This is a genomic window from Mahella sp. (genome assembly GCF_020054945.1).
In the GTDB taxonomy this organism is placed as follows: domain Bacteria; phylum Bacillota; class Clostridia; order Mahellales; family Mahellaceae; genus Mahella.
Genome location: NZ_JAIHAU010000004.1, coordinates 18,949 through 41,814 on the forward strand (window position 1 = coordinate 18,949; position 22,866 = coordinate 41,814).

At 42.7% G+C, this 22,866-nt stretch carries 14 protein-coding genes and 2 CRISPR repeat arrays; all 14 genes read right to left on the bottom strand.

All coding sequences use genetic code 11. The annotated features are described in order from the left end of the window. Positions 1-352 precede the first annotated feature (352 nt). Positions 353-2,317 carry a TIGR03986 family CRISPR-associated RAMP protein gene (locus tag JG770_RS01435; protein ID WP_291954222.1) on the bottom strand — a complete coding sequence of 655 codons (1,965 nt, stop codon included), beginning with the start codon at positions 2,315-2,317 and terminating at the stop codon, positions 353-355. Beyond that, positions 2,314-2,889: a CRISPR-associated protein Csx19 gene (csx19, locus tag JG770_RS01440; protein ID WP_291954223.1), complete on the bottom strand. Its 576-nt coding sequence runs from the start codon at positions 2,887-2,889 to the stop codon at positions 2,314-2,316. The genes JG770_RS01435 and csx19 overlap by 4 nt, the downstream gene beginning before the upstream one ends. Next, positions 2,879-4,240, bottom strand: coding sequence for an RAMP superfamily CRISPR-associated protein (locus JG770_RS01445; protein ID WP_291954225.1), 1,362 nt, complete (start codon positions 4,238-4,240; stop codon positions 2,879-2,881). The genes csx19 and JG770_RS01445 overlap by 11 nt, the downstream gene beginning before the upstream one ends. After that, positions 4,237-5,757 (bottom strand): hypothetical protein, encoded by a 1,521-nt coding sequence (locus JG770_RS01450; protein WP_291954227.1) that lies wholly within the window; start codon positions 5,755-5,757, stop codon positions 4,237-4,239. The genes JG770_RS01445 and JG770_RS01450 overlap by 4 nt, the downstream gene beginning before the upstream one ends. Next, complete coding sequence (locus JG770_RS01455; protein WP_291954230.1) at positions 5,754-6,422, bottom strand: RAMP superfamily CRISPR-associated protein; 669 nt, start codon at positions 6,420-6,422, stop codon at positions 5,754-5,756. Before JG770_RS01455 ends, JG770_RS01450 begins: the two co-directional genes overlap by 4 nt. Positions 6,423-6,436: 14 nt before the next feature. Continuing rightward, positions 6,437-7,993 carry a hypothetical protein gene (locus tag JG770_RS01460; RefSeq protein WP_291954232.1) on the bottom strand — a complete coding sequence of 519 codons (1,557 nt, stop codon included), beginning with the start codon at positions 7,991-7,993 and terminating at the stop codon, positions 6,437-6,439. A 1-nt stretch (position 7,994) separates the two neighbouring features. Next, positions 7,995-9,206 (bottom strand): DUF1887 family CARF protein, encoded by a 1,212-nt coding sequence (locus JG770_RS01465; protein WP_291954234.1) that lies wholly within the window; start codon positions 9,204-9,206, stop codon positions 7,995-7,997. Between the two features lie 35 nt (positions 9,207-9,241). After that, positions 9,242-10,677: a CRISPR direct-repeat array (repeat unit 30 nt; unit sequence GTTTCAATCCCTCATAGGTAGGCTAAAAAC). Positions 10,678-10,761: 84 nt separating this feature from the next. After that, positions 10,762-12,659: a CRISPR direct-repeat array (repeat unit 30 nt; unit sequence GTTTCAATCCCTCATAGGTAGGCTAAAAAC). A gap of 140 nt (positions 12,660-12,799) precedes the next feature. Next, positions 12,800-15,247 carry a CRISPR-associated helicase Cas3' gene (cas3, locus tag JG770_RS01470; RefSeq protein WP_291954237.1) on the bottom strand — a complete coding sequence of 816 codons (2,448 nt, stop codon included), beginning with the start codon at positions 15,245-15,247 and terminating at the stop codon, positions 12,800-12,802. A 20-nt stretch (positions 15,248-15,267) separates the two neighbouring features. Beyond that, a complete protein-coding gene (gene cas5, locus JG770_RS01475; protein WP_291954240.1) occupies positions 15,268-16,035 on the bottom strand; it encodes a CRISPR-associated protein Cas5 in 768 nt (255 codons plus the stop codon). A 44-nt stretch (positions 16,036-16,079) separates the two neighbouring features. Next, positions 16,080-17,030, bottom strand: a complete 951-nt coding sequence (gene cas7b / locus JG770_RS01480; protein ID WP_291954243.1) for a type I-B CRISPR-associated protein Cas7/Csh2 — start codon at positions 17,028-17,030, stop codon at positions 16,080-16,082. Beyond that, positions 17,023-18,987: a TIGR02556 family CRISPR-associated protein gene (locus JG770_RS01485; protein WP_291954246.1), complete on the bottom strand. Its 1,965-nt coding sequence runs from the start codon at positions 18,985-18,987 to the stop codon at positions 17,023-17,025. Before JG770_RS01485 ends, cas7b begins: the two co-directional genes overlap by 8 nt. A gap of 5 nt (positions 18,988-18,992) precedes the next feature. Continuing rightward, entirely contained in the window at positions 18,993-19,748 is a 756-nt protein-coding gene (gene cas6 / locus JG770_RS01490; protein ID WP_291954249.1) for a CRISPR-associated endoribonuclease Cas6, read from the bottom strand. A gap of 75 nt (positions 19,749-19,823) precedes the next feature. After that, positions 19,824-21,677: an ATP-binding protein gene (locus tag JG770_RS01495; RefSeq protein ID WP_291954251.1), complete on the bottom strand. Its 1,854-nt coding sequence runs from the start codon at positions 21,675-21,677 to the stop codon at positions 19,824-19,826. Positions 21,678-21,689: 12 nt separating this feature from the next. After that, on the bottom strand, positions 21,690-22,688 hold the full coding sequence (locus tag JG770_RS01500; RefSeq protein WP_291954254.1) for a DNA double-strand break repair nuclease NurA: 999 nt from the start codon (positions 22,686-22,688) through the stop codon (positions 21,690-21,692). Positions 22,689-22,866 lie beyond the last annotated feature (178 nt).

A 22,866-nucleotide genomic window follows, 5' to 3' on the forward strand; every position in this document is an offset into this window, starting at 1 on the left:
GTATTGCACAATTATTTTCGGCATAAATTCATGCCATTCACCCCCCGTACTCACTTCGCCAATATTATGCCGGGTTTGTCGCCAGCAATGCTTTTCCCACCCATCAGAAATGTTCGCTCACTGGCCGCAGTGTCTGAAGCGTGTGGAGTTCTCCAGAACGCCTATTTGGTTAATGAAGGCGTTTCGACATAGCATAGCTCGTTCGCATATGGGGGCCTACGAGCTAATGCTAAGCAACCGAGCTTGGGAACAACGGCAGCCAATCTCAATCCTTGAATTGTTACTTTTCTCGTTTCTCTGCCTTTTTAAACGCTTCAGCCATAGCAGTATTGGAGGTATTGCTGACTTTGCTTTATATATCATTCCCGCGGTTCCTTTTGCGCTCCTGATTTGATGCGTTCACGCGATTTCCCTTTTTATTGGAATTCATATCATGCTTTTCTATGTCAAAGGGGCCTGGCAAAACCTTTCTGTCCTTAAACTTATCTATGCTCATATATGACGTTTTGTCTTTATCAGGTCCATGCCATTCCAATATTTTTAAAAGCATTTTTATGCGCTCCAATTGCTCGAAATCACGGGCTTTATTGGCGTCTTCAGCGCTTATATTATCCATGATATATTTCTTAAAAGCTTCTATATACTTTTTAGGTTCGTCTTTGCATATCGGTTGCAGCCATGTATCGCCATCGAAAAGCCCTTCATATCTCTTTTTTATATCTTGTATATAAAGCGTCGGCTCAAGCTTAACTGCTCCCATGCCATATGGTTTACCCATGCCTATTTCATGCCTATAGCTATCCGGCAGCATAAGCACCCATAAGAGACCGCCAATTTCCTCTTCTCTGAGATTTTCAAAGTATATGCGCGAGCGAAATTTTACACCGCTTCTTACGGGTTTTATACGCGTATACTGCGTCTTTTTATCTTTTACATCATTATCGTCTGCTTTTATATAGGTTAAATCGACATTGCCTTTATGCCAGTAGAGTTTATGTCCGCGTATAGCAGCGGCAATCTCGTTACCATCTTTGCTATCATAATGATTCAATATTTTCCTATTGGTCTTTTTATCGTTCGGTTTGTCTTGTATCAAATAATGCTGAAAGGCTGATGGTTTAGGGGATGCCAATATATGAGGTGAAAAAATACCATTCAGCCATATATCACCCTGCCCCGGCAGCAACACGCCATCGGTGAAAGATACACGCCCCGCATATCCCTTTTCGTCTTTTCCTAAAGCATAGCCGAATATCGCATCGGCCAAATCTATGACATCGTTATCCTTTACTTCTGGCGGTATATGATCGAAAGGTGTACTCTCATATACCAATCTAAACATCAGAGTATGCCCAAACATAACGACATCACCATTACCATCCTGTATATAGAATACAGGATAACCGTCTACCAATACCCCATCCCTGCCAATATAATCTTTTTGCCAATCAGTCATCTGAGCTTTATAGGCATCTATCACGCTATCCTGTATTTTTATTGGCTCGGCTTCTTTATCTGGTAAACCTATAACACAATGGTTCTTTTTACCGTTAATATAACCGGTAACAATCAGCATCGCTTGTCTATATCCTTTTTCTTTTATTGCTGACATTTCTGTAATTCTATTATTCCCCTCAGCGGCAACATTACCAACATATATATAGCAAACCCCACAAAATTTCTTTTTCCCATCACTGGTCGTATATTCCTTTTTGCCCCCAAACTTCCAATTCAATTTGCTTACAATATTATTTATATCCTTTGCCCTAACTGTACAAAAATCACGATTCGCAAGCTTTTGAGCCGGTCTTATATACCAGCCGTCGGCTTTCTTCTCCATATAGCCGGCTTTTTGGTTTTTTACCTTTTCCATATAATAGGACCCGATACTGCTTTTATCTACCACAGCTCTATAAGCAATTTTATCGTTTGTAACCCAGCTAACCTTACCATATGATGCTATCTCCAGCAAAGTCCTTGTCATGCCCCTTATGCTGCTTGCCGGTATGACCGGACTATTTTCATCCTTAGTAAAGAAAAAACTGGCCATTTGCTTTTGCTGATCTTCGCTAAGTTCGTCAAACGATTTATAACCATTCTCTCTATAAAACTCGGGTGTCATACCGCACCTTATGTAAGTGGGCGATTCTGTGGTTATAATACAATCTATGTAGCCTGTGCAAAGTTTATCGTCATATTTATCGTGTCCCGGCAAACACTGTCTCGCTTTGACAATTTTATGAGGAAGTTGTACGAAATTATAAGGGGCTTCAGCCCTAGGCTCTTCTTCTGTAAGGCTTCTATGTTCTATCTTCATGGTTGTACCTCGTTTCCATTCAATTTTATACCGCACATCCTGCTCGCACTAATATATGCCTGTCCATATTCGTCATAATCTATATAATGTTTCACGGTTAACGTGCATAGAAATCTATTAGGTTTTTCACCGTTCATATTATCGGAGATACTAAAAGGGAGAGCATGCCTCAAACCCTGTTCGCCAACTGCCAGCAGCGTAAAACCTTCTTTAACGTCTTCAATTTTATTACCGAGCAAGATATAATCCTCGATAAGCTCATTCTCTTCGTTTCCGTCCTCTAAAAGGCAACCCTTAAAAGACAAAGCATCGCGCCAAACATGTATCTCCATATCCCTATTGAAGATCCTAACTTGTTGCAACGTGCAAAGCCTAAACTGTGGCGAAATATTCGGGAATATGCTGCTGGATAATTTAAAACAGCCATCTTTCACGACACCCCAAATAACCCCATCGTCAGCATATGCCAATATCCAACCGACATCTACACCACATCCGGCCAGCCATGTATTGATATTATTTTCAAATCCGCTCATGTCAATGCTCTTGATTAGATAAGTTTTATTGTCCATTATTCTCTCTCCTCCATAAAGCCTGTACAAACGATTCCAGTCGCTTCACACTACCTCGCACATTAATTTTCTCCCCTCTCTGTTCGATCCGCCAGTAATCCCCATTATAATCCAGTTCTGCTTTTAAGCCCTTAAATCTGCCGCGTCCTATAGCTGTTCCTCTTCCTATAGGTAAATTCGATGTCCATAAATCCTTAAGCAGCAAAAGCAGCAATCCAATCTCTCTTTCTTGTGCTCCATCTAACGCTAATTTCACTTCAACTTTTCCAGCAAATATCGGTTGCTCATTGAAGAGCGCTCCCGAATATGCTCCTCCCGTAAATCTGTCAATTTTTATACGGTTTTGGACGAGTTGTTTTGAATCATCTATAGTAGTTTCATAAACCCACAGCCTACTAGCCCTACGATCCTTTTTCTCCTCACGAGGCGTACCGAATATTTCGTTCACTATAGCCACATCAGCACCTATAGTATTGATTATTTTGTATGCCCTTGATCTAAGGCTACCAGCTAAACTCGTACCGCTCAAAATAGGAGTATTACTCCCATCCCTAAATGAGTGAATATGCACGATATCCGGATCATTGCCGTTAACAGCCTGACTTCCTATTAGGATTGAACCATCAATTTCAAAGGAGGCTTTCATTACAAACTTATCTTTATCCCCGCCAATATTTTTAATAGGTAGGTCGTCTATGCCTTTAACATTATGTTCATTTTTATCTTTTTCCAGCCAACCTATAAGACCTTCGGGCTTACTCATGTTGTAACGGTATACCTTAAAATTCTTCGCATGGCATCGGCCCAGGCCTCTTCTTTTTCTCCTGCCAATCGGTATTTCGCCCTCCTCCAAAGCCTTAAGCGTCGATACAAAATAGCCAAGCGTATCAGCATAACAGTCATTTTCCAGAACCATAAACTCAAATGAAAGGGGAAATACTGTGCCCTCCGGCAAAAGCTCCATATCAAACTTCGCTGTATCAATTGCCGTACCGGTATTCAAAGATATTGCCACGCCATCGCGCACCTCAACTTGGACACCATCGGGCAGTCTTCCAAAGCTATCTTCAACAAAAACAATGCTCGGACAACTTTTGCTCTTATCCATGTTTCCAAATATTTTAGAAGCCTCTTCCTTGAAGCCCGCGCGTTCCAGATATGCTCTCAATGCTCCTGCAATCGAACTTCCCATCAACAAAGGCAGATTATCTATCTCATACAGTAACAATTGCATATCAGCCAGATCTTTCCCTTCGCTACATCCTATATGAGTCGGCGTATCAAGTACTAAATCTGCATTTATTAGTATCCTTTCTTTAACGCCGTGACCGTTCTCCCATTGTGGTCTCATTTATTCTCACCAGCTTTCAAGGCTTTTTTCAATAATCCGTCAAGCAATCGAGCGCTATATTCTATCTTTAATCCTTGGACAACTTGTTCAGGCAATTTTATGTCCCCAAGTTTCGGCTCCGGCTCCGGCCTAAGCCATGCATTCCATACTTTATCGCAAAAATCTTCTCTTATCCAATCATATAAGGATGTGGAATCTAATTTGACTTTTTCCAATTGTGATTTAGCAGTATTTTTTAATCCATCGGCATATCTCAAAAGCATATCTTTATCGCCGCTAAAGCACATTCCATGCGCAACATTCCGCAAGCGCGCCATTTGTGTTCTAGTAGCATCAGTACCTTTTATCTGAAGTTTTTGTAGCGTATCTGCTAATTTATCATCCAACATATCTCTCCATAATCTTTCGATCAATCTCTTGGCCATTGAAATGCTGCGTTCGCTCAACTCTGTTTTCTTAACATTCTGTTTTTGTTCGTCCAATCTCATTCCTTTTATAGATGCTCGTCCATGCCAATTCACGGCTATTCGGCCAAAACCTTCGGCACGGCGTTGGCCAATGCCAAACATGCATGCCTGTTTTAATACGGCCTTATCAATATTTGACTCACTATATACGAACACACTGCCAGCTCTAAATCCGTACATTTGCGGTAGCGGCAATCCCCATTTTCTATTAAATCCAGATATAACCTTTGGCTCATAATAAGCACATTCAGGTTCCACATCAAATAAATCGCGAGCATTCACCGTATTCTGACCATACTTGTTAAAAATTATTGTATCGCTCAAAAGTGTAATAATTATTTTATTGCCACGTGCAAAATACTCGCCTGGCTCATATTCTTTCCAGTCTTCCTCAACATGCGTTTCTATATACACTAAACCGTATCCTGCAGTGCGCGACGCACCCATTTTAAAATATTTTTTGTTCAGCAAATCGTTTATAATTTCTAAATCCGTTTCGCCCTTGCATACAACGGCACCTGAAAATACCTGATCGGCAGCAAGCGATTCATATCTATATACGGTACTTTTACCCTCGCTTTTCTCTCTGCGATCCCAGCTGCTATTGTGAACTGCCATATCATACTGAGGCGACGCCATATAAACGCCATCTTCTTCATCAGCGCAATAAGCCAAGTTTGGATGACTAGCACTCTCAAGTTCTTCACTTTTTTCAACGGCAAAATCATATATTTTAGTTTTATTTTTATCCATAGCTACATCGTCTTTAGACGTAAACCACGACAACGGCTTCGGTAAGAAGCGCATGTTGTTCGCTTTGATATAGGCATTCAAAAAACATGTGCTGCCTTCAAAAAATAACCTTCTACACACAGCATCTTCGCTTGCATCCTCGATATTATTGTCTTTTATATAAGCGTTCGCCGCAATGCCCAGTATAGTACTGCCCGGTATGTAGTCCTGACTTATGGCGCTATTCTCCTCACCTGCTCCAGGTGTAGACAATATTAAAGGCTCCAATAAATGTATATCAACCTTCAAAGCTTTCATGCCAGTATCGCCTCCTTAAAAAGGTTAAAATGATCATTTAATATTGATTTTTGGTCATCATCTAGCAAATCAGCCTTTACCCTCCCTCTTCCTCTGCTCACACCACTCCCAGCTCTGTAAAATGCTTTTATACACGCCGATAAAAGCTGTAAATCTTCGCTTAGGGGTTTTTCAGAAAATGCTAGTAACGCCTCAAAGTATATACCTTTTAATATAATTCTTTCAGATCTGAGAGTATTAGCTTCTGCCACCTGCTTAACATCGTCTACGGCAGTTTGATATCGTACCGATGTCATCGTGTTTAATATCTTTGACGGTGAATTTCCATCAGCTGTTACCCACTCACGTATTATTGCCCGTCTCAAATCGTCAGGAAGTTTAGCATGACCTATATGCAAAATAGACTCTTCAGAGGCAGTACTCCCCGCCTTACCAAACAACCTTGCAGCAGACTTCTGCCATGGTACTTCTTTCCCCATCATCTTTAGCGATTCCATAATATCGGCACAAGCTTCCACAAGTAGACCTTTTAGAGTTCTCCCCGATATATATGGAAATCCGTAGTTATCATGCTGTACCTCCTGATTCAGTATGCTAGCCACCCCATCGCCCCTACTAAATGTCGCATCGGTCTCCAATTCGATTGCTAAATAATACCTATTCACATTATCCCTCCTCATTATAGATCAATCAGAAAATCCATGGCCTCTATGGCATCGAAATAGCCGCAACGCCCGCCTTGCCAGCCGTTCTTACTCATCGTATTGTAATTTTCTATCATCGGTAGCTCCTTTATACCATTTAAAGCCATAAAATTGGCCACGCTATTTTCTCCCTTTCTAAGTGCCCTTTGCAAAGCAATAATCTTGCTTCTTTTATCCCGCCATTCATCGCTTTTAAATTCATCAACGATATTTTTGAAGACATTCCAAGTTCGCCAGTCGTCATCGTCCATTACTGAAATAGGCCTCATATATAACTTTTTATTCCCTTCTATACTATATTCTTTTTCCCTTATAGCATTTATGCTATTATATACCGTACCATTTACAGCAAAATGCCAATCCATCGCGCTTATATCAGGACAATTAGCGCTTTTTTTGTCTAATATGAATTGCTTGGCAGAAGCGCATAACCCTTCGGCCAGATCATATGCCCTTGCAAATGGATAATGGGATTTTACAATAGCTATACCAGCTCTACCGTAGAAAGGCTTTCCATCGCTCAAAGTTTGGTTTTGTAAGCTAAAAAGATAATTATGGGCTAGCGACAACGCTATGCTACCATGGCATACAAAGGTAACATCGTCACCGTTAAAGACTATCGGCCTGAAAGGAAGCATATTTCCAGTAATCTTAATCTCGCCTTTTATAAGATTATCGTTTATAGCTGCTACCAGTTTGTCGACGGTACTTTGCAACGATTTTTTTACGGCATGCTGTATGCTGCTAGAAAATTCCCTCATGTCTTTTATGAAGTTTCTATTCCCGGAAGGATCTGTATGACGTTGCCGTATCGCATCTATACGCTTTGACATCCCATTGCCATCCGTATGTACTATGCCTATGTAACTTGAACCTTCTATGCCAGACGCTATATCATTAAACTCACGCGCAAAAGTATATCCTTTAGTTTCGAAAGCTCCCTTCAAGCTTTCCCATGCTTCATCTTTTTCAATACAATATTTCGAATGCGCTTGCGATGACAAAAAGCAACCATCGGATTCGTCAAAGTGAGTAGCGGGCAAACCGGAAAATATACACTCTGCGGTAACGCCGGCTCCTAACATCGGCGTTGAGAAATTCCTATTCAGTTTTTTGGCAGCACCTTCCTTTTGAAGAAATGTTAACATATCGGAAAGAGAATCATTACACCAGTCAAACTCTTTATACACCACAGTCACATCAAGCCCCGGCGCTTTTTGGATAATGTAACTTGTATATTTTCGAGTAAATGAATTAGCAATACTTTTATTTTTAAATATAATTACAGCATTGCCACCGCCACAGTATATGACTTCGGCATCAATATCCCCATCTTCTATTTTTTCATTATTGTAGCTACCCTCTGTTATATCTATAACATTATTAGGTTTTGGCAGCATATCAGCTACCCACTCTCTGGTCGTACACCCCACTAAATATGATGCTCCTGCATTCTGGCGCAGATTATTGGTCGCAAAGACATATTTCTGTATATTACGTGTATCTATAACCATCAATGCCAACTTATCCAATTCATTTCCCTCCCACTGTCGATATCCATTCTTTAAGTTCCTCTTCTAGCTCGGGCACGTCGTCTTTACCAAAAACTTCGATTCTACCCTTCTCAAATATTTCATTTTCAATTTCTTTTTTAAGATCGTCGGGGTTATTATAATAACAGACACAGGCAATACGCGCTTCATCACCACCCATTTGTTGGGCGCGTATATATGCTTCAAAAATCTTTTTTTTACACATTTCTTCTCTGCGCGACGTAGTGCATGAAATGCCGAATAACTGATATCCCATCATGAAAGCAACATCAAATTCAAAATCTCGTGGGTTCTTAACATCAATATTCATACCATAATCCGTAATATTATATTCTTTTGCTATGGAAATAACACAGCCTAATGTATAGTCTTCTAACCAGCCACCGCTTAACCATTTTGCTAAATTGGCAATTTCCTCGCCGGATAGCAATGTGTTAACATCCTCCAACGTTTTTATATCATCTCTATTTGTCAAATAAATGAAAGGATTTTTGAGGCTGTATTCGGGTATCAAGACATCTTTTAGCTGATCTTCTTCCTTACCTTCGTCCCCATTTTTTAGGTTCTTTCTACACCATTCACTCCATTTGTTCAAGTGATTAACACTTTTCATGAATTCCATCATTTTCTTAGAAGCCTCAAAATATTTTGGCTTTGATTTCATATGTTTCTCAACCTTTTCCGGGTCGAAGCCATGTAACGCCAAAAGCTCTGGAATTTTTATCTTTACCAATTCCAATACCTTTTGTGATTTTAATGAATCATTATTTTTATGCATAAGCATATTAAATTTTCTGGAATCGAGATAAGAAAAAACAGCATATGGTATGTTGCCCTTCACCCAATCATATGTATGCACAGCCATCGTTTTCGTTCCGCCTGTATAATTTAAACCTATCAATTTGTTGTTAGTTCTTCCTATTTGGGGTAGCAGCCCACTATTCAACGAATTGTATATTTTATCTTTATCAGACGGATCAACCTCTATGTAGTTAAATGTTAACCCTTGCTTATGATCTTTTAATACATTTTTGATATTTTCAGCATAATCAAATGTCTTTGATGTATGTACCAAATCAACAGTTCCCCCATCCCTGACCAAAAGAAATGCCGCTACATAATTTGGCAAAGGGTTGCTACCTACTAGGACGATAAGCTCGTCCACTGCTTCATAGCCACAAATTAAACTCATAAAGTCCGCTCCTTCCTTTCATTTGCTATTTCCCAGTTTCAATCCCTCATAGGTAGGCTAAAAACATGTTAGCTGGTACAGCTGGCGGCGCAAAAAGTGGGTGTTTCAATTCCTCATAGGTAGGCTAAAAACATAGGTCGTTTATAAAGTCTCGGGTGGATAATAGTGAGTTTCAATCCCTCATAGGTAGGCTAAAAACTAATAAGCTTGATACTGCCTTAGACATTTCAGATGGTTTCAATCCCTCATAGGTAGGCTAAAAACAGCTGAAGGCGATCTTTGGGTAGACACGAGCATCAGCCGTTTCAATCCCTCATAGGTAGGCTAAAAACGGCCAATCATACATAAGCCCATTTGTTTCCGCTGTGGTTTCAATCCCTCATAGGTAGGCTAAAAACCCACTAGGAGACAAGTGGCCATTGCACAGATGATGCAGGTTTCAATCCCTCATAGGTAGGCTAAAAACAATAGTGCGGCCAAACGAGGAGGTATATCATGAATAGTTTCAATCCCTCATAGGTAGGCTAAAAACTTGAAAGCCCTTATCCTCCTACGATTGCCGATATTCGGTTTCAATCCCTCATAGGTAGGCTAAAAACTCGTCCTCAGAAACTTTTACATATTGCTTAGCAATATGGTTTCAATCCCTCATAGGTAGGCTAAAAACAAACATAGAAAATATCTGGATACCTGAACAGGCGGCGTTTCAATCCCTCATAGGTAGGCTAAAAACGGGTTGATGATAGCCGGTACTGGTGGGCTGCATAGCTCTGTTTCAATCCCTCATAGGTAGGCTAAAAACGTTTATCTATATGAATGCCGCGCAGATTCGCCTTGCAGTTTCAATCCCTCATAGGTAGGCTAAAAACCTATTTAGAGATAGGCAAGCAGCATCTTGGAGATTTGTTTCAATCCCTCATAGGTAGGCTAAAAACTGATGTGCCGGACGAATTTATATATCGTGTGTTTAGTTTCAATCCCTCATAGGTAGGCTAAAAACGCTGCTCATGCTATAACTGCTGATGAATTGTCGGTATGTTTCAATCCCTCATAGGTAGGCTAAAAACAATATTCCAAGGGCTATTTCAAGGCATTGCTGGATGGTTTCAATCCCTCATAGGTAGGCTAAAAACTGGGGTTCAGCTTCGAAGAAAGCGCCGCTCTCATGGGGTTTCAATCCCTCATAGGTAGGCTAAAAACCGTCAAGCCGGCTAAAAAGGCAAGCAAGCCAAAAAAGTTTCAATCCCTCATAGGTAGGCTAAAAACTGGGTGGCAAGCATGAAAGAAATATTAATGGTTTTTGGTTTCAATCCCTCATAGGTAGGCTAAAAACCGAAAGCGCAGCAGAAATAATTCAAGATTTTTATATAGAAGTTTCAATCCCTCATAGGTAGGCTAAAAACAATATCGCTCGCGCTTGCCATTGAACTGGTCGACCAGGGTTTCAATCCCTCATAGGTAGGCTAAAAACATTTATGCTGGTAATTATATCGTTAAATTTGGTTTCTTGTTTCAATCCCTCATAGGTAGGCTAAAAACTGTCTGAAGAGACTGGGTTTCAATCCCTCATAGGTAGGCTAAAAACCATGGGGCTTTGAGGAAGTCTTCAGGGAAGTTCGCATGTTTCAATCCCTCATAGGTAGGCTAAAAACAAGCAATTTTATCAAGCACAATGCTGTACATATGCGGTTTCAATCCCTCATAGGTAGGCTAAAAACGTCTGGAATTAACGAAGGGTATATGTTTGTGGCCGGTTTCAATCCCTCATAGGTAGGCTAAAAACGTATTCACGGATTACGATATTATAACAATATTTTGGTTTCAATCCCTCATAGGTAGGCTAAAAACAAAAGCGCCAGCCGTGCTTGTGGAAGTTGCCTTTCATGAGTTTCAATCCCTCATAGGTAGGCTAAAAACAAAGCGGCGACATAGAAGCCGCAGCCGACAAAGTAAGTTTCAATCCCTCATAGGTAGGCTAAAAACTTTTGCCCTTGGAGTACGACACCTATTGCCAGTATAGTTTCAATCCCTCATAGGTAGGCTAAAAACATTTATGCTGGTAATTATATCGTTAAATTTGGTTTCTTGTTTCAATCCCTCATAGGTAGGCTAAAAACTTGAAGCTTTAGGGGATAACAAACGTTTCAATCCCTCATAGGTAGGCTAAAAACTATAACGGCAAATGGCTTTTTGGATGTCGATAACATGGTTTCAATCCCTCATAGGTAGGCTAAAAACATGATATTGAAATAGTGAAGATATATCCTGATGAGGCGTTTCAATCCCTCATAGGTAGGCTAAAAACCGTAGCATAAAGCTACCGCATGGCACAATCCGGCTGCGGTTTCAATCCCTCATAGGTAGGCTAAAAACCCATAACAACAGGCAGCAAATACAAACTAAATTCAGGGTTTCAATCCCTCATAGGTAGGCTAAAAACGAAGCAGGATAGCGTTCGTGTACCTGTGCTGGGGTGTTTCAATCCCTCATAGGTAGGCTAAAAACGATGGATGCAAGTAAATTATTCGAGAGGTATTTAGCGTTTCAATCCCTCATAGGTAGGCTAAAAACTCATCTAAATAACTTTCCAATTTGGCAGTAACGCTTGAGTTTCAATCCCTCATAGGTAGGCTAAAAACGTATCTCTGCTGCGGTAAATGCCGTATACCAATAAGGTTTCAATCCCTCATAGGTAGGCTAAAAACTAGGTTCTATATTGTGGGGGAAGGAGGAGAAAAATGAGTTTCAATCCCTCATAGGTAGGCTAAAAACTGTGCACGGGAAAAATGCTTATAAACAGCGGTATATGTTTCAATCCCTCATAGGTAGGCTAAAAACACAAATAGGAATCACGATGGATTTATATTCGCATGTGCGTTTCAATCCCTCATAGGTAGGCTAAAAACATGGAAGATGTGGAGATATACGTGAAGCATATCGCTGGTTTCAATCCCTCATAGGTAGGCTAAAAACCGTAACCGTATATGAAGACAAGATCGACATGGATATTTGTTTCAATCCCTCATAGGTAGGCTAAAAACATAGGTGTGATGACCATGCCCACGACCCCGCGCAGGGTTTCAATCCCTCATAGGTAGGCTAAAAACTCATAACAAATCGAGGAAAATAATATGGGAGAAACTTGGTTTCAATCCCTCATAGGTAGGCTAAAAACCAGATGCTTCCCCGCGTGGTCTTGCGTGGGACGGTAGTTTCAATCCCTCATAGGTAGGCTAAAAACCTTGGAGTCGCTTACGCCTACGGCCGATAGGGATATGTTTCAATCCCTCATAGGTAGGCTAAAAACATACGAGTGCTGGTATCTGTCTTTGGCTCTTTGAATATGTTTCAATCCCTCATAGGTAGGCTAAAAACAAATTTGAGCAGCTATAAATGGGCATTTACATATTATTTACATTGTTTGTTTTAACTAATCATAAGTAGGGTAAAAATCATAGCAAACAGCGATATTAAGCCCCTATATAGCATAACAGTAATGTCGTCGATCTCCAGGCTTTTATGCACTATTACCGGTCGACGACATTATTATATCATAATCTGCTCTGTGTTGTACAATTATTTTTGGCATAAATTTATGCCATCCAAACCTCCGTATCCAGTGAACGTTTGAAACCGGTTTCGATATCATAGAATAGGTCCAGGCCTTCTAATGGCAACTGCCAGAATGTCTTATCTTTGGATACTGCCATATTAGGTTGTAACCCCATGGCCAGTTTATCGGGTACTGATATTATGTAGGCATCAAGTTTGCCCTTGAATCTTAATCGTGCTTCTCTTCTTTTCGCTTCATCCTTTTGGGCTAAAACGTTCTCCGCATATGCTTCCCAAATGTCTCTGGCTTCATCATCTATCTCGACAAACACATCGGCATAATTCGGCCTATTGTCTATAAGAGAAAACGAAGATACCGTCACTATATCGTTTTCGTATTTAGAAAATCTTAAATGCTCAAATGCCTCCCATATATCCTCCGATGCCTGTTGGCTTTCGGAAAACGTCAATTCGTTGAAATATTCATTGATCATGTCATAAAATGCATGTTCGGATACGTTGCCGTGCTCGAGCATTTTTAAAGCCAGCATGCAATGGATAGAACCGTATATTCTCTTGGCCAGCAACGTTCCTTCCCCATCTTCATCTTTTTTATCTACCAGTTTATATACATAAACCTTGCCATCGTCATCCATGCTATTGCGCTTACACCGGCCGGCAACTTGAATTATGGAGTCCACAGGGCCTATGTCGCGCATTACCACATCCATATCTATATCCACACCGGCTTCAACCACCTGCGTAGATATCACCACGACTGGATCGTGTCTATCGGTATGGCCTTTTATTTCTTTGATGCGCTGGGCCCGATGTTTCGGTATTATATTCGTCGATAAATAAAAAATCGGAACGTCTATTCTCTCTTTTATCAGATTATATAGTTCAATAGAAGATTTTATGGTATTCATAACCACCAGATAGGAATGCTCGCCATCATATATATCCATGAATTTATCGGCCATTTCATCTACTGTCATAATGGCGGGAATCGGCAAAAGCGATACGCGATTCAATTTTTTAAAATGCCTCTCGGGGTCCTCAACCAGCTCCATGCTGCTGCCATCTTCGAATATCAGCGGCTTTGTGGCAGTCATGAGTATGACACGACAACCCATTTGGCTGGCCATTATATTCATGACCTTATTAATAAGCGGCCAGTATTCCACGCCAACATTCTGGATCTCATCCAATACTATTATTGAGCCTATTATATTGTGGTATTTTTTCAGAAATTTGTTCCTATATCCTATTAAAGTATAAAATAATTGTATGAAGGTAGTAACCACTATCTCGGCCTGCCAGCTTTCTATAAGCATAAGCGCTTTATCCAGAGGCTCTTCTTCTCCTTGCCGCGTATAGGACAGTTCGCTTAAATGATGATGTTTTATGAGGTACAAGCTTTCGTTGCCATTGAAATCGTCCAACTGGCTCAGCACATCTTTTATAACACCATAGTTTTGATCTATTATGCTGGTAAACGGCAATGAATAGATGATTCTCGGGCTATAACCAAGCTCCTGCTCCACACGCGCCCTTAATTTTAGGGCGGCAGACAGGCCGGTAAGCGTTTTCCCCGACCCGGTCGGTGCTGTTATTGTGAAAAGATGCTGCGATAGCGGCACATTCTCAACGCTCGACATTACAGATTGGTATATGCTGTTGCGCATCTCATCCAGCGGTTTTGCAGGCCCTTTGAACTTTTTTATTCTGTATGTGTCTATGATATCCGCAGGCAAGGCTTTACGTTGAGATATCTCCACCTGAGCAGCATCCATTTTGTCGTTGTCTATGAGCGCGGAATACAGCATAAGCCCCAGCATAACCACTCTTATGCGCACATCAGCGCTTTCTTTATTAATCAGTTTATAGCGCTGCGAATCCAGCTTTTGGAGTATATCCTCCCAATTCGCTATAAATTCATCAATGCTTACATCCGCTCCCAAATTGCGATAACGCTGTTCTATATCATGGACGTGGAGTTTTACATCTTCCAGTTGGGTTTTAAATATATTGATTTTATCTGACCAACGTTTATCAGCAGCATATGCACCACCTTTAAGCAGGCTTTTGGTCACAACATCGTCTTCAAGGTCCCCGAGGTTACCGTGGTGATGCAGCACGAAAAAATAGGATATGAGAGGCATATATGTCTCATGCGGTTTGTCGCTATGCCAGAGCTTCTGCATTACATATCCGGCAAATACCGCCGATATAAAGCCGTGAAAATGGAGTGAACCATCTTTTGAGCCATATAATAAATATTTCTGAAAATACGTCGTAAATTTGCCAAAGTCATGGCTTATACCGATAAGATACGCGGCTTTTGCCATGTCATCAGCAGCATCTATGGGCATATCACCTATAGAGCGTTTCATCTGTGTCGCCACTTCTCGCAAGTGATCTTCCAGTGGCTTTTTCCTGCTTATATTGCCTTGCTCATCTCTGGTTACATGTGAATAAAACTCCATTGCCTCTCATACCTTTCTTCTTACATAAACATTATATTCTCATACTGTCCGTCATAATTGATGCGGTAACAAGGAATTTTTAATTTGGCCCGTATGATGCGGCGATTTTTTTCAAACAGAAAAGAACCGAAGGATTTAAGCTGGCGGTTACTGCCGAAGCTTATAGGCATTCTTTCTTTTATGTATTGCATAACTTGCCCGTCGGGGCTCTCGAATGCCAACCCTCCATCGGCTATGCTTTCAACATTGCACACCGTAGCCAAATCTATCTCCTCATCGGGTTCTATTTCGCTTATATCGCTGCTCGGCACGTATGCCACCGGCTGCGAAAATGCTATAAATTCGCTTATACCCATATACAGCGGGTAATCGGTACGCTCGTCCCAAATCAGCTCCCTCAACTCGTTCATCACTGCCGGATCGTCGTGCCAGAAATATACACGGTACACAAGCTCGGATTCGTTTACAGCCGGCAGGATAATATCCAGCGGCACTTGCGTCGGTCCGAAACTACCGTTTAGCTCCCTCACAGCCTTGGTACGCACATAGTTTACCGTTTGCGTCATATGCCTTATACCGCTTCTAACCGATATACCTATGCCGCATCTTGCCGTGTCAAACAGTTCATAATACGAATCGCGCTCATAGCCGAGCACTGCCGCTATCATTCCCACAGCCGTGGTACGCGGCGGGAAGGCATAGCTCAGCGATGATGAGTTTGTATAATACTTTCTAAAATGAGCCATATGGCCTTTGATGTCAAATACCAGCAAACCATCTTCTGTCACTGCGGCACCGCCTCCTTTCTAACATATTACATGCAGGCATAGTGCTACAGCTTTACCAGCTTATCTTTGATACCCTCTCCAAAAAGACCGCTTATCGTACCATCAGGGCTATCCGATATTGTAAGCTCCTCATCCTGCCACCAGTATATCCGCGCGACACGCGAAGCGTTTGCAGATAACTTACGAGCCAAAGCAGATGCCTTCAGCCGGGCCTCCGTAGTATCCCTCAGGCCATCCAGCGTTTCGAGCGATACCATGTCCCTGAAATCGCCTAAAAAAGTCTGACCATCGGTGTATTCCACCCTTAAGTACAGTCGCGGATACTGCCCTATCTTGCTCCTGGTCGCCTGAAGCGGTATGGCCCTGAGCATAGCCTCATCCAATAACGCTATGTCTTCATCTTTAAGGCCTGTCCGTACTGCGCGCTTTGCGCTTATAATCCCCTGAAAGGCCAATAGCGAATAGTATACGCGATAATCCTTGCCCATAGCGCCCTGCTGATTCTCTGTCCTCGAGCTAAAATGCGACGTTATGCCATTGGAATCGACAAGATTGACCTTGTTCAGCGAATACCCCCATGTAAATTGAACAGGTCCTGTCAACGCTATTGACGAACCGCCTCTACCTCCTTCTTCGGCTTTTATGGGCATGGTGGCGCCGAACATACGGACGTCTATAAGCTTATCCAAAATTATAGGCAAATCTTCTCTAGTGACCTTGTTCTTGCCCACCACGCTTTTTAAGCGGGCATTGGCATCCACCACTTTATCATCTTGGCGGGCATCGGCATCCTTCACCTTATCATCTTGCTTGGATACGAATATATCGTAACCCTTATCTTTCAGGTAATCCCGTATATAGCGTTTGAGCCTTACATCGCTTACAAGGTTGCGCTGGCGCTCATAATCCATGCGCGGACGGTTTTCATCGTCAGGATCACCATTCGGATTGCACATCTTGGCATCGTATAAAAACAACAATTCACTATTATTCATTTACAACAACCCCCTCATTATTGTTATTGCGTTCTTTCGCAGCTTTAATGGCTGCCAGTGTGTTATATGCATAGCCTGAAAGTATATAAAATACATTTTCCTGATCTGTGAGCGGCCAATTGGATATATATTTTTCCATGAGCATCCGATGCTGAGCAAATATACCCTCATTGTAGGCAAACCTCTTATACTGCCGCAGTTTCTCAAACACCTCGTCGCTTAAGCGCCATACACGTAATTTGGTCATGCCCTGATAGTTCAGTTTGTCCAGTACCGGCTTGTTATCCATACCGCTGCTACGTTGCCCGTCAGCTACCTGTCCTATGAGATAGCCTAGAAGAAACAGCGCCGTTTTGGGCTCGTCATAGCCCATTTCTTCTATATATCCTTTTATATCATCTTTCAAAATCAGTTTATCGCTATCCATGGAAACACCCCTTTCCAATAATTTTAATTGCCTAAGATATTCCATAAACAGATTGGCTTGCACCATGGCGTATACCATAGCTATATCGGCATCGCCGGATATGCGGATATTGACATTTACAGAGTTCCCGAGGCGGTATATGCGCGCCAGTTTGACGAATGAATCGACTAAGAATTCATATGATACCGGCTTACCGCTGAATATGTCGTCATAAATATCCAATAGCTTTCTGTATTCTACAGAGTCTTTAGAGTCTTTATCAACGTTTATGGGTATAAGGTAATATATCTTGTTCAAGTCTATTTCCCACATCGGCGATGGGCCGAATAGAACATCGCCCAAACGCCCTGTAACTCCGGACGCTGCACGAAGCTGCGTAAATCTTGATGGCGGCACATCTTTTATAAGCTTCAAGACCTTTAATTCGGCCTGATTGCGTTGGTAGAACATAAGATTGAGTATATAGTTGTTCTTCTCATCCTCGTATGCCATATAATCGTCTATAATACTTTTTTCAAAATCTTTTATAGCGGAAGCGGTTTTGGCACTATTAAAAGAATCGTTTATATATTTGGTCCATTCATCCAGTTGATCGGCAGTAAAGGAAACATCGAATATAAAACTCGGTATCAGATAAAGGTTTAAGCCTCCCAATCTGGTATTAAAGCGATTCTTTATATAGGCCTCGCCCTCCAGCAGTGCCATATAGCAATCCCTGCACAGGACAAAGTTTTTATCGAAGCGCCCGCTTACATATGAGGAGAATCCTTTTTTATCGGTATTGTAATACTTGAATGTAAGCTTTGTCGTCTTATCGGTCACCTTGCCGGACTTGCCGCAGGCTGAGCACACGCCGTCTATGGCATTTTGAAATATGACGTCTATTTTTTCCCTTCCCACGGCCTGACGGTAAGCTCTGTCATCGACTACCAGCTTTCCGTCTATCTGCAGCGTCCACAAAGCTATCTCGTCGCTTTTTATAGCACCTGCATTCTTGATTTTGATATAATCGAGCACAGCGCTGGCCACGCGTTCAGGCATTTTCTTTATGTCGTTGATTCCATTTTGTATATACGCCGTATCATAGCCCAAGGCCTCCGCCATACCCATCTTGCCCAAATCCCATACATATCTGTACCGGTTTTTAGCTCCGTTTTGAGGCCCCAAATCATAATACATATTATCCAGCATATCTTGTAATGTGACCTTCAGAGATGTATTGTCCGGTAGTTTTTTTATGAGATTTGGGATAGCCTGTCCCACGATAAATTTTAGATTGTTAGTGGTAGCATACCACTGTGGAGTGTTTGAACCATCGGCATTGCCTACCCAGATATAGCGCTGAGCAGTATAATCGTCTATCTTGACCGGTTGAAAGGCAACTGAGGCATTTTGCGTATCTATTTTTATTATGACGAGGTATTGGTCTTTATCACCTCTTTTGGCTTCCAGCGGCAAAGCCAATGCTTCAAGAAAATTTTGTCCACTGGACATGGCCACATCGCCCAGCTTTTTTATAGCTTCAAGCATCCCTTTCACCCCCTCTCTGCAGATAAAATATCAAAACAGCCAAACCCCATAGAGGTTTTGCTGCCGATTCCGGAATCATATGCAACTTTGATAAGCTCGGGACTGCCGTCCAGCCAGTATATGCCCATCCACCCCTTAATTACCGTCCCTTTGTATTCGATTACCTTCATATATCTGTCGTCAATACGGCCTATCGGTTTTATAGTGAGTTTCGGCTCGGGCAAGCGCCTATTATATATGAGCTGGTATTTCCTATGCAAACCTTGCTCTATTATCTTGGAAAAATTCTCTTCAGCCGGTGAATAGTAGTATGTAATGGTCCTTTCGGTGTTCTTAGCGGTGCTGTACGCCACCACCGGCGAAAGCATTTTTATCTTGGTCCTTCCTTCGATATGCGGCGGCGGTATAACCTTTATGCTGCTCAGCGATAACGGCTGCCCGGCCAGATTCAAGCGATCGCTTTTCATAAATGCCTCGGACAGGTTTTCTATGAATACTTCCATAGCCGATGATAGCGTCAGCTTAAGCGGCGGCTTGAATTCTATTATACCCTTATCCCTGTTCATGTTAAAGGTACCCTCTAGTCTGGAGAAAGTAAACATCTTATAGCGCCTGTTGTTTATATCGAAGCCTTCTTCGTGCAAAAAGTGCTTCAGCGCTGCGTCTGATATATGATCGTATATCAGCCCCTGCAAAATGTGGTTATACTGTATTGGCAACTTAACCGGTTTATCGCTTTCAAACTCATAGCATACGCGCATTTGACTCATCTCCCGTAATTTATATTTTAATTATATCACTTAAGGATGATATAACGGTTGCAATACTTAAATTTTTTATGCCTCCGGCTTTTCGTATATATAGCCTAATACGCTGTTGCGGCCGGTTATCCTGCCCTGCTGCGCCAGCCTGTCCAGCAGGTCTTTTAACTGATCGACGGTAAAGGTGTATCTGCCTTCGCTGTCGTGCTCTATCTCGGCGGCCTTTTGCACCATGTCAGCGTCATATATAGGCAGCTTGTCCTCTATGTAACGCAGCAGCTCCTGTTCTTGCCTGTCGAAATTATCCTTCAGCTCATCAAACGGGTTCTCATTATGTGGGCTGGCCGTTCTTGCCATGCGCACGCGTATGGGCACCGTACGGCCGATGATGGCCGATGATACGAAGGCATCGCCCGATGGCAGATACGGCAGACGGCGTGCCTCTTCCGGGGTTATATCGGTTTCTTCTTTTATGGTCGCTATGTCTATGCTTCTTACTGTGCGAAATACCAGCTTGGTATTGAGCTGTGCCGTTATGTTCTCATCCAACGATGTGGGCCGTTGGGTGGCCAATATGAGGAAAGTGCCATATTTGCGCCCTTCCTGTGCTATCTCTTTTAAGACGGTCTTGGCCGGCGTGTCATAACCCTTCGGGGCAAAGTTGTGGGCCTCATCGGCCACCACTATGAAAGGCGGGAAATAGTCGGCGCCCGTTCCTCTGGCCTGAGCATCTTTATAATCTCGTCGTTTATGGTAAAGATTGTTTAACAGATATGTGCCGAAAACGTTTATCATCTGGCTTGAACCCTGTATTACCATGAGCTTGCCCTGTCTCAAGCCTTCCTCCACCGGCTGTATGTCATGGCTGAACAGACCGTCGTTAAATAAACGGCGCAGACGCCATGATATGGCGCGTACCGACGCCAGCGGCAGATCCCTGTAAGTACGTCTCAATTCTATGCACTGCTCATAACGCTGGCGCTGATACTGATTGTCTGCGCTTTCCAGCTTGGCCCGCAGCCCTGCCTCAGTATCCTCCAACGCTTCGTCCAGCATATCCAGCCTATCGCTGAATGTCTGGTAGCTGTCGCTGCGTTTGTGCAGTGTTTCGACTGCATTGGCCATCGACTCGCTCAATGGGCTGGACGCGCCCAAAAGATTTTTCAAGTCGGCATTGGACAGCTTGTCAAAAGCTACGCCTATATCCTGCCCTATATTCAAGCGACGGAAGTTGGCGCTGTAATCGACCTCCCATCCATCGGGTAAACCGCTGGCACGCGTCGAAAAATCCATCTCCAGATGTGGATCCAGCACCAATACCGGTATGCGCAACTTCATCAATTCCTCCAACATAACGCGCATGCCGAAGGATTTACCCGAGCCAGAGCCTCCAAATACGCCTATATGCGGATATTGTTGCATGGCTTTTATATCGAATATAAACGGAACGCCGTTTTGGGGTCTGGCTTCACCGCCTTCATACAGGAGGGCTATATCCTTCAGTTGCTGCGGCATATCTTCAGCCACCTCGTCGCTGCTCTTTATAACTCCCAATATCAGCCCTTCCTTAGGCGACACCGTTACCATGAGGTCACTGACCTCCTCGAACCTCGGCGTGCGCGCCGTACTTCCGGTTTGTATGGGATACTGGGCTTCGGTTACAAGGCGCACTTTGGCCAAATGTATGGTATCCTGCCCTATATTGTATCCGAGCTGCTTAAGCGACTCCAGTATGGAGGCATCCACCATGCCGCCCCCGTTTATATTGAGCGGTATAAAGCGGTTATAGGAATTGGTTTCCACCACCTCGCCGCGCTGCGGCCCTTGAAATTGGTCTTCTATTATAAGCATCTGATTTATCCTGAATGGTTTGTCCTTAGCTGCCACCCATACTTCATGCTGGGTGGTAAGCCCTACTACTTGGATCATAAAAGCCTCACCTCATATATCCCTATTTTGCCGCTTGGCCACCAGCAAACGGTGGCGCAGATCGGCATCTATATATTCGTCTATCAACGCTTCCATCATCTGATTGGTTATACGGACCTGATTATCCACCATATCCAACCATAGCGGTATGCCTCGGCCGTCTTGCGGCGCCAGCGCATAAACCAGCGCGGCCATATCCTCCATATGGTCGGATTGCTCGGCGGGCATATCCATGGCTATCGGATGCGGGTCCATAGACGTGCGCATGAAACAGGCCGCAAGGCCTAGTTTACCTTGCCCCAAACAATCCTCATTTATAGCCAGCATTTGACCCGGCGATAATATACCGAACATCAGCTCGCGGTCGTACATATCTTTCATGTCATCGGGCAGATAGTCCTTAAGCGCCTGCTTTATTATAGCGGTCTTTATCTCCTCCACCACCCCTATAAGCAGCACATGGCGTTCCAGCGCCAAATGGTACAATTTATCCCATGTATCGCGGCATTTTATCCTGAATTGCGCGAGCGACCCGTCCATCATGAGCACCGATGGCGCCATGCATTCTATCGCCTCTATAGCCGCCTCCACTTCCAAGCATGCCATATGCGCCGAGCGCCTGTTCTCGTCTTGAACAGCCGCCGGTACGGCATCGGCTACGGCATTTATATTTGCATCTTTATCCTCAAACAAAGGGGAGTATATCTCATATTTATATATGGGATCATAGCAGGCAAACGTGCTCTGCGCCATGGAGCGCATGACAGCCACATAATGCGGATAGGACGAACCGGCGGTATTTATGGACCCGTCTACAGCCACAATCCCTTCAGGCGCCATAGCGGCTACCTGCTGCGGAGCAAGCTTGGGCATCTCTGTCAGCCGGCCTACGTGTCGCTCGAGGAGATTGAGCAGGGTTATATTGAAACCGCTGCCGTTTTTGTATCGTTTCTTCAATGTATCGTTGAACCTGAGCAATTTATCTTTTAATTCTTTTTCTATATCCAACATCTTCTAAACACCTCGGCTATATATTACCATTATATCATATCTCAGTTATCATGGAATAAAAAGATATGGAATTTTGATGGTTAATAATGTTATGGTTTGCGAATCCTACAAAACCATATATTGATTTTATTAGCGCTATATGTTATACTTTAGTTATCATCTTTGGTACATACATCTA